Below are 8,523 nucleotides of genomic sequence, written 5' to 3'. Positions count from 1 at the left end.
CCGGCAAGCCGGCGATGGCGTCAGACCGGGCGCCGCTTACTTCGGCCCAAGAATCTTCACCAGCTTCTCCGGCGACGGTGCCCCCTGCTGCTGCTGCAACCCACCCTTGTCATCCAGATAGAAAATCGCCGGCGTCGCCGACAACTCCAACTCGTCCATCAACTTCATGTTGTTATCAAGCTTGGCCTCGATATCCGCCGGAATCTTGTCGAGTGCCTGCAACTTGCTGCCCTTGCCAGCGGCTTCATGCTCTTCCAAGGCCTTTTGCGGGTCCTTGGCGGCGAACAGCGCGGCGGATTTGCCTGGGCTGTCTTCGCGGATGATGCCGACCATGATGTGACGCAACTGGACTTTGCCGGCCTTTACCCACGGGCGGGCCTGTTCCCAGAACATGTTGCAGTAGGGGCAGTTGGGGTCGCTGAACAGGTAGACGATGCGGGGGGCTTTAACGTCGCCGTCCTGGATCCAGCTGCTTTTTTCCATCTTGGCCCAGACTTCCTTGGCCATCGGCGCGTATACCAGTTTTTCCAGCGGCGCGCTGCTCAGGTCGTTGCCCTGGGCGTCGTACAGGTTGCCGGCGATCACGCTTTTGCCGTCGGCGGTCAGGTACAGGGCCATGCCACGGTTCTGGTACTGGGCGGCGTAGCCGGTGAGGCCGCTGGGGGCGTCGAACTTGCCGAGGATTTTGGCGCCCTTGGCTTCGATCTGTTTGATCGGCGCCGGCCAGTCTTCGGCCTGGGCCAGGGTGGCCGCAAGCGTCAGCGGCAGCGAGATCAGCAGGTGGCGGAGGCTTGGCATGTCGGTTTCCTTATTGTGGCGTCGAAGGGTTCCATGGCACGGGCCAGGCTGGCCTGGGACAGTTCACCGAGGTGGCTGTTGATCAGGCGCCCATCGGCTTGGTAGAACAGGGTGGTCGGTAAGGCCATCGAGCCAACGGCCTGGCCGAGGCGGCCGCTGGCGTCGAACAGCACGTTGTCGAGGGTCAGGCCTTGCGTGGCGAGGAAGGTGCTGACGCTCTGCATGCTTTCGGCCTGGTTGACGAACAGGAAGGTCACGTCGGGGCGTTGATGCTGGGCACGTTCCAGCACCGGCATCTCGCGACGGCACGGCGGGCACCAGGTGGCCCACAGGTTGATCACCAGCGGGCCGCCTTTGTAATCGGCCAGTTGCACCACGTCGCCATTGGCGTTGCGCAAGGTGATGTCCGGCAGTTGCGAGCCTTTGTCGTAGAGGCTCAGGGACAAACTGGTCAGGCCCCAGAACACCAGGCCGGTGATCACCCCGGCGCCCAGCGGCTTGCGCAGGGCCGGGCGGCGCCAGCCGTAGAGCAGCGCACCCAGGATCAGCGCGATCACACCCGGCCAGGCGAGGAAGCCGCCGTCACGCAGGTCGACCATCTGCAGCGGAGCGTGGCTGTAATCACTCCAGTACATCAGCACAAAGCTGACGCGGGCCACCAACATGCCCAGCAGGAACAGGCTGAACAGCACCGATTCCGGGTTTTCACCACCACGCTTGGCCACGCGCCAGCCCACCAGGGTGGCGAGAATCAGCGCACTGATCAGCAGGATGTGATTCAGGGCGATGGCGAAGGTGCCGATGGTCAGGGTCAGCATTCAGAGGGCGTCCCGTGTTTGCGTCCAGCGTTGCAGGAAGGCGGCGGCATCCACTTCGCCGGTGATGCGTTGGGCACGGCGTTCTTCACCGTCCGGGCCGATCCACACGAAGCTCGGAGGGCCGGGGACTTTATAGCGGCCGAGCAGCTCGCGGCTGGCGGCGTTGTCGGCGGTGACGTCCAGGCGCAGCAGGCGTACGTCTTTCAGGGCAGCCATCACCTCGGGTTTGCCGAACACCTGTTTTTCCATGATCTTGCACGACACACACCAGTCAGCGTAATAGTCCACCAGCACCCACTGGCCTTGGGCCTTGGCGCTGTCGAGCTGGCTTTGCAGCACGGCGGGGTCGCTGATGGTCATGAAGGCGTCGTGGGCGCTCGGCGCGGCGGCGGTCCGCGAACCGCTGTAGACCTTCAACGGTTGCCACAGGTCATCGCTGCCACCGGCTGCGCCCACCAGCAGTACCGCTCCCCACAGGCCGAGCACCAGGGAACCGGCGCCAAACACCTTGGCGGCCAGGCCGTATTCGCGGGCCAGGGTCCAGCCGCAGTAGGCCATCACCAGCGCGAGCGTGCCCCACAGGCCGATCCACAAGCTTTCATCGAGCACCGGACGGATCATCAGCACGGCGGTGCCGAGGAACAGGAAGCCGAAGATGCCCTTGAGCACATTCATCCAGGTGCCTGGCTTGGGCAGGAAGCGATTGCCCACGGTCACCAGCAGCAACAGCGGAATGCCGATGCCGATGCCCATGGCGAACAGGATCAGGCCACCGTGCAGCGCATTGCCGCTCTGGGCGATGTACAGCAGGGCGCCGGCGAGTGGTGCGGTCATGCACGGGCCCACCAGCAGGCCGGACAAGGCGCCGAGAACTCCCGCGCCGACCAGGCTGCCGCCGCTTTGCTGGCGGCTGACGTTGTCCAGGCGGTCACGCAGGAAGACCGGCAGTTGCAGTTCAAAGAAGCCAAACATCGGCAAGGCGAGGATCACGAACAGCGCAGCGAAACTGCCGAGGATCCATGGGGTTTGCAGGAGCGCGGCGAGGTTGGCGCCAAGCAACGCAGCCAATACGCCGAGCGCGGCATACACCAGCGCCATGCACACGACGTAGCTGCTGGCCAAGGCAAACCCGCGACGCGGGCTGGCGCCACTGCCTACCACCAAACCGGCGAGAATCGGCAGCATCGGCAATGAACACGGGGCAAAGGCCAACAGCAGTCCCAAGCCAAAGAAAATCAGCAGGCTCCAACCCAGGCTGCGTTGTTGCAGGCCACTGGCCAGACTCTGATCCTGAGCTTCGGCGGTCGCGGCGACGGCCGGGTTGCCGCCCAGGTCCACGGTGATCGACTGCGGCGGATAGCACAGGCCCGCATCGGCACAGCCCTGCCAGCCGAGCTTGACCTGCCCGGTAGCACCAGCCGGGATCTTCACTTCCAGGCCCTGGCGATACACCTCCTGGTCGCCGAAGAATTCATCGCTATGCGCCTCGCCTTGCGGCAACGCGGGCTTCTCGGCCAGGCCATCGAATTTCATGCGTTGCTTGTACAGGTAATAACCGTCGGCAATCTGCCAGTACAGCTGGGTCTCGCCACTTTCAAGACGTTCGGAGGTAAAAGTGAAGGCTTTGCCCACCGGCAGGAAGTCGGGTTTGGTCTCAAACGGATTGCCCGGCGCGGCCTGGGCGAATCCCGCGAACAACACCAGCAGAAAGGTAAACAGATGCCGCATGGTCAAGCCTTAGTTCGATGCAAGTAGGCACACAATGTGTGGCGTTGATTAACCGATGATTAACCACGGCTATTCTAGATTGAGTGTGGGGTGTTTAGCGGCATAATCTGCGCTTAATCCGCTGCCCCTTTAATCTCCCCATCTTTCATGAAGGGTTCACCATGCACGTACTGGTCTGTGAAGACGACAAACTGATCGCCAGCGGCATTGTGGCCGGCCTCACCGCCCAAGGCTTCACCGTCGAACACGTGGCCACGGCGGGTGCTGCGCGCGCGATGCTCAAGGCGGCGACGTTCGACATCATGGTGCTCGACCTCGGCCTGCCGGACGAAGACGGCCTCAAGTTGCTGCAGCAACAGCGCAGCCAGGGCCTGGAGATTCCGGTGCTGATCCTCACCGCGCGCGATTCGGTGACCAACCGTGTCGACGGCCTGCAAGCCGGCGCCGATGACTACCTGCTCAAACCCTTCGACCTGCGCGAACTCGCTGCCCGCCTGCAAACCCTGCTGCGCCGTGTAGCGGGACGCAGCGTCAACCTGATCGAACATGGCCGCCTGGCCTACGACCCCAGCAGCCGCGAGACCTTCCTGGGCGGCGAACCGGTGGACCTGTCGCGCCGCGAACAGGCGCTGTTGCAAGCCCTGCTGCACAACAAGGGCCGGGTGCTGTCCAGTGAACAACTGAAGGACAGCGTCTACGGCTTCAACGACGAGTTGGAAAGCAACGCCCTCAACGTGCATATCCACCACCTGCGGCGCAAATTGGGCAATGGCATCGTCGAGACCGTGCGCGGCCTCGGCTATCGCCTGGGCCCTGCGGATGGGGGCGAGGACGCATCGTGAAAAGCCTGCGCCTGCGCCTGACGTTCAAGCTGGGCGCCGCTTTTGTGTTGATCTGGGCCCTGGCGGCAGCCTGGATGCTCAACGATCTGCGCAACCAGATGATGTTCTCCCTCGACCAACGCCTGGTGGCATCGGCGCGCATGGTGGCGGGGCTGACCGAGCAGATGCCGGGCCTGGCCAGTGTCAGTGGCGGCGCGCATTTCCATGGGGCACAACTCAACGTGCCGGGTGGCATGGCGTGCCAGGTCAGTTCGTTGCGTGGCGAAGTATTGGCGCGCAGTCATGCCACGCCGGATGAAGGCCTGGAATCGCGCCAGAGTGGCTTTCGTGATCAGGTGATCGATGGGGTGAATTGGCGCAGCTTCACGCTATCCCGTGGCGACCTGTTGATCACCACCGCCGACCGTCAGGTGGAGCGTGAGGCGTTGAACCTGTCGATTCTGCTGGCCGCTTCGGTGCCGGTGGGTGTGGCAATGCTCGGCTGTCTGTGCCTGTTGTGGCTGGGCATCGGTCAGAGCCTGCTGCCGCTCAACCGCATGCGTGACGCTCTGATGCGGCGCAGTGCGGACTCCCTGGAACCGCTGCAGATCCACCCGTTGCCCAGCGAACTCAAGCCACTGCTCGACACCCAGAACCAATTGTTGCAACGCATCGCCAAGACCATCGAGCGCGAACGCCGCCTGACCGGCGACGCCGCCCATGAACTGCGCAGCCCGTTGACAGCGATCAAGACCCACCTGCAAGTGGCGCGCATGACCGACGGCGCAGCCCGCGACCAATCCCTGGCCCACGCCGAGGAAGGCGCCGACCGCCTGCATCGCACCCTGGAGCAATTGCTGCTGCTGGCGCGGGTGGAGGGCAACCTGTCATTTGACGATGGCATGCACTCCAGTGCCGAGGACGTGGCACGGCTGGCCATCCAGGATGCCAATGCCGGTGATAACTCGCGCATCGACCTGATCCTGCCGGATAACCTCTCGGTTACCCCGGTGGAAATGCCGGTGGGCCTGGCGGTCGCGGCCCTGCGCAACCTGCTGGACAACGCCTTGCGCCACACGCCGGCGGACACGCGGGTGGAACTGCGCGTATTGATCGAGGCGGATAACGTGGTGTTCTGCGTGCGTGACCACGGCAAGCAGATTTCGCCGGAGGACCTGCAATACCTGACCCAACGCTTTTGGCGCAATGGCAACAGCGAAGGCTGCGGGCTGGGCCTGGCGATCGTGCAAGCGATCGTGCAGCGCTGCTCCTGCTCCTTGAAGTTCGACAGCCAGCCGGATGGCCTGCGCGTCGAATTGGGCATGCCGCTACGGCGCTGATCACTTTTCTTTCAAGTGCCACATAGTTACCGCCCTCCTGAGGATCAAGCCTTCAGGATGGCGGTAATTTTTTGCGCTTGAACGGGCTGAACGACTCGGCCTGTATTGAAAAGGACGGTTCTTATGTTGGTCATCGATACAAGCTTCCCTGCCAAAGGCTTCAACGAGCGCAACGGCGAACCCGTGCGGCAGGTGATCGTGCATTACACAGCGGTGCCTTTTGGCTCATCCCTGCGCACCCTGACCCAGGACGGGGTCAGTGCGCACTACCTACTGCCCGATCCAGAGGACCCCAGCTACCGCGCTGCGGGCTATGAAGAACTGCGGGTCTTCCGGTTGGTGGAGGAGGACAAACGCGCCTGGCATGCCGGGGTGAGCCATTGGGCAGGTCGCGACAATCTCAACAGCCGCTCGATTGGCATCGAAATCGTCAACCTGGCACGGGATGACGACGGGGTGTTCACCTTTCCAGCCTATGGTGACGAACAAATCCAGGTGTTGATTGCCCTGGTGCGCGACATCCTTGGGCGGTATCCACAGATTGGACCTACCGACATTCTCGGGCATTCGGACGTGGCGTTCAGCCGCAAGAGTGATCCGGGGCCGCGTCTGCCATGGCAGCGTTTGCATGAGGCGGGGGTAGGGGCCTGGTTTGATGAGGCGACGCGGGCAATGTACCAGCGCCGCTTTTGCCTCGGGTTGCCGCCAGAGGTCGAGGTGGAGCGGGCGTTTCAGCGTTACGGGTATGCGCCTGCGAAAAATCGGCAAGGGTTTCAGCAGAGAACGAGGGCGTTTCAGATGCACTTTCGGCCTCGGGATTACTGCGGGTTTCTGGACGGGGAGACCTGCGCGATTTTGTATGCGCTGAACGAAAAATACTTGGGGCTCTGATGCCGAACGCGGTTCAAATGTGGGAGCGGGCTTGCTCGCGAAGGCGGTGCGTCAGTCGCCACTCCCATCAACTGGCAGATTGCATTCGCGAGCAAGCCCGCTCCCACATTTGGATCTTCATCCATCAGTTAACGATCACAGTCACTAAATCCCTCTCATGCTGGTGCGTTTCCAGAACAGGAAATCCGTGCGCATGCCCCTTGGGCCAGACGCCAGCGGATCGGCAGTTTGGTCACCACATCAGCGTATTGAGGGATCGAGAAATGTCAGTCGCTACCAGCCGTATCGAAGACGCCCAGGTGCATGAAACGCTCTACCAGTTCGACGAAACACCCTTGCTCGCCCGCCAGCGCCAGCAGGAGTCCAACGCCCGCAGCTACCCTCGGCGTATTCCCCTGGCGCTCAAGCGCGCCAAGGGTATTTACGTGGAAGACGTGGAAGGCCGCAGCTTCATCGACTGCCTGGCCGGCGCCGGCACCCTGGCGTTGGGGCATAACCACCCGGTGGTGATCGAGGCCATCCAGCAAGTGCTGGCCGATGAACTGCCACTGCACACGCTGGACCTGACCACGCCGGTCAAGGACCAGTTCGTGCAGGACCTGTTCGGCCTGTTGCCGCCGGCATTGGCGCGGGAGGCGAAGATCCAGTTCTGCGGGCCCACCGGCACCGATGCGGTGGAAGCCGCGTTGAAGCTGGTGCGCACTGCCACCGGGCGCAGCACGGTGTTGTCGTTCCAGGGCGGTTACCACGGCATGAGCCAGGGCGCCCTGAGCCTGATGGGCAGCCTGGGGCCGAAGAAACCCTTGGGTGCCTTGCTCGGCAATGGCGTGCAGTTTTTGCCATACCCCTACGACTACCGTTGCCCGTTTGGCCTGGGTGGCGCGGAGGGCGTGCGGGTCAACCTGCATTACCTGGAAAACCTGCTGAATGATCCGGAAGCGGGCGTGCTACTGCCGGCGGCGGTGATTGTCGAGGTGGTGCAGGGCGAGGGCGGTGTGATTCCGGCGGATCTCGACTGGCTGCGTGGCCTGCGCCGTATCACCGAGCAGGCGGGCGTGGCGTTGATCGTCGATGAAATCCAGAGTGGTTTCGGTCGTACCGGCAAAATGTTTGCTTTCGAACACGCCGGCATCATTCCGGATGTGGTGGTGATGTCCAAGGCCATCGGCGGCAGCCTGCCACTGGCGGTGGTGGTGTATCGCGACTGGCTCGACACCTGGCTGCCGGGCGCCCATGCCGGGACCTTCCGTGGTAACCAGATGGCGATGGCGGCGGGCTCGGCGGTGATGCGCTACCTCAAGGACCACGACCTGGCCGGTCACGCCGCGGCCATGGGCGAACGCCTGGGCGAACACCTGCGCATTCTGCAACGCGACTTCCCACACCTGGGTGATATTCGCGGTCGTGGGCTGATGCTGGGTGTCGAACTGGTGGACCCAAATGGCCCACTAGACATTCAGGGTCATCCGCCCGTGCATCGCCAACTGGCGCCGTTGGTACAGCGTGAATGCCTAAAGCGCGGCTTGATCCTGGAACTCGGTGGTCGGCACGGCAGTGTGGTGCGGTTCCTGCCGCCGCTGGTGATCACGGCGGCTGAAGTCGACCAAGTGGCGGACATCTTCGGACGTGCGTTGGCGGCGGCGGTCGCCAGCCTCTAATTTTTTGCAGGCTTGGTACGTTTTTACAGATATCAGTGCTGCGCACGGTGCGCAGCCAGCCTTTTAGCGATGGAGAACAGCAATGACCTCAGTATTTGACCGCGACGACATCCTGTTTCAGGTAGTGGTCAACCACGAAGAACAGTATTCCATCTGGCCCGACTACAAGGCCGTGCCGGAAGGCTGGCGCACCGTGGGCAAGAGCGGCATGAAGAAAGAATGCCTGGCCTACATTGAAGAAGTCTGGACGGATATGCGTCCGTTGAGCTTGCGCCAGAAAATGGACGGGGCTGCGCTCGCGGGCTGAGACGGGTGGGCTTGCTGTGGTGAGCGAGCTTCTGTGGTGAACGGGCTTCTGTGGTGAGCGAGCTTGCTCGCGCTGGAGTGCGAAGCGCTCCCGGCTTTTTAGGGGCTGCTGCGCAGCCCAGCGCGGGGCAAGCCCGCTCACTACAGGTCAACCCTGCCCACC

The 8,523-nt window shown here is 62.9% G+C and carries 8 protein-coding genes; 5 read left to right on the top strand and 3 right to left on the bottom strand.

Annotation, left to right across the window (positions count from 1 at the left end; genetic code table 11):
• Positions 1–36 precede the first annotated feature (36 nt).
• The 3 genes from dsbG to dsbD are packed head-to-tail and all read right to left on the bottom strand — an operon-like array spanning position 37 to position 3,344.
• A complete protein-coding gene (gene dsbG, locus RB216_RS20400; protein WP_122687140.1) occupies positions 37–798 on the bottom strand; it encodes a thiol:disulfide interchange protein DsbG in 762 nt (253 codons plus the stop codon).
• Positions 774–1,616 carry a TlpA disulfide reductase family protein gene (locus tag RB216_RS20395; protein ID WP_028617289.1) on the bottom strand — a complete coding sequence of 281 codons (843 nt, stop codon included), beginning with the start codon at positions 1,614–1,616 and terminating at the stop codon, positions 774–776. The genes dsbG and RB216_RS20395 overlap by 25 nt, the downstream gene beginning before the upstream one ends.
• Positions 1,617–3,344 (bottom strand): protein-disulfide reductase DsbD, encoded by a 1,728-nt coding sequence (gene dsbD / locus RB216_RS20390; protein ID WP_308907805.1) that lies wholly within the window; start codon positions 3,342–3,344, stop codon positions 1,617–1,619.
• Positions 3,345–3,505: 161 nt separating this feature from the next.
• Between dsbD and RB216_RS20385 the strand changes: the two genes are divergently transcribed.
• The 5 genes from RB216_RS20385 to RB216_RS20365 all read left to right on the top strand — a co-directional run bounded on the left by RB216_RS20385 (position 3,506) and on the right by RB216_RS20365 (position 8,361).
• Complete coding sequence (locus tag RB216_RS20385) at positions 3,506–4,186, top strand: response regulator (RefSeq protein WP_028617287.1); 681 nt, start codon at positions 3,506–3,508, stop codon at positions 4,184–4,186.
• The gene (locus tag RB216_RS20380; RefSeq protein WP_028617286.1) at positions 4,183–5,505 is read left to right on the top strand and encodes an ATP-binding protein; all 1,323 of its coding nucleotides are present in this window, start codon (positions 4,183–4,185) and stop codon (positions 5,503–5,505) included. The genes RB216_RS20385 and RB216_RS20380 overlap by 4 nt, the downstream gene beginning before the upstream one ends.
• Positions 5,506–5,628: 123 nt before the next feature.
• On the top strand, positions 5,629–6,396 hold the full coding sequence (locus RB216_RS20375) for an N-acetylmuramoyl-L-alanine amidase (RefSeq protein ID WP_122687139.1): 768 nt from the start codon (positions 5,629–5,631) through the stop codon (positions 6,394–6,396).
• Between the two features lie 263 nt (positions 6,397–6,659).
• On the top strand, positions 6,660–8,054 hold the full coding sequence (locus tag RB216_RS20370) for an aspartate aminotransferase family protein (protein WP_305382096.1): 1,395 nt from the start codon (positions 6,660–6,662) through the stop codon (positions 8,052–8,054).
• A gap of 82 nt (positions 8,055–8,136) precedes the next feature.
• Complete coding sequence (locus RB216_RS20365) at positions 8,137–8,361, top strand: MbtH family protein (protein WP_028617283.1); 225 nt, start codon at positions 8,137–8,139, stop codon at positions 8,359–8,361.
• Positions 8,362–8,523: the final 162 nt, after the last annotated feature.

The organism is Pseudomonas canadensis (genome assembly GCF_030980095.1).
GTDB lineage: Bacteria > Pseudomonadota > Gammaproteobacteria > Pseudomonadales > Pseudomonadaceae > Aquipseudomonas > Aquipseudomonas canadensis.
This window is presented reverse-complemented; position numbering and strand designations above follow the sequence as displayed.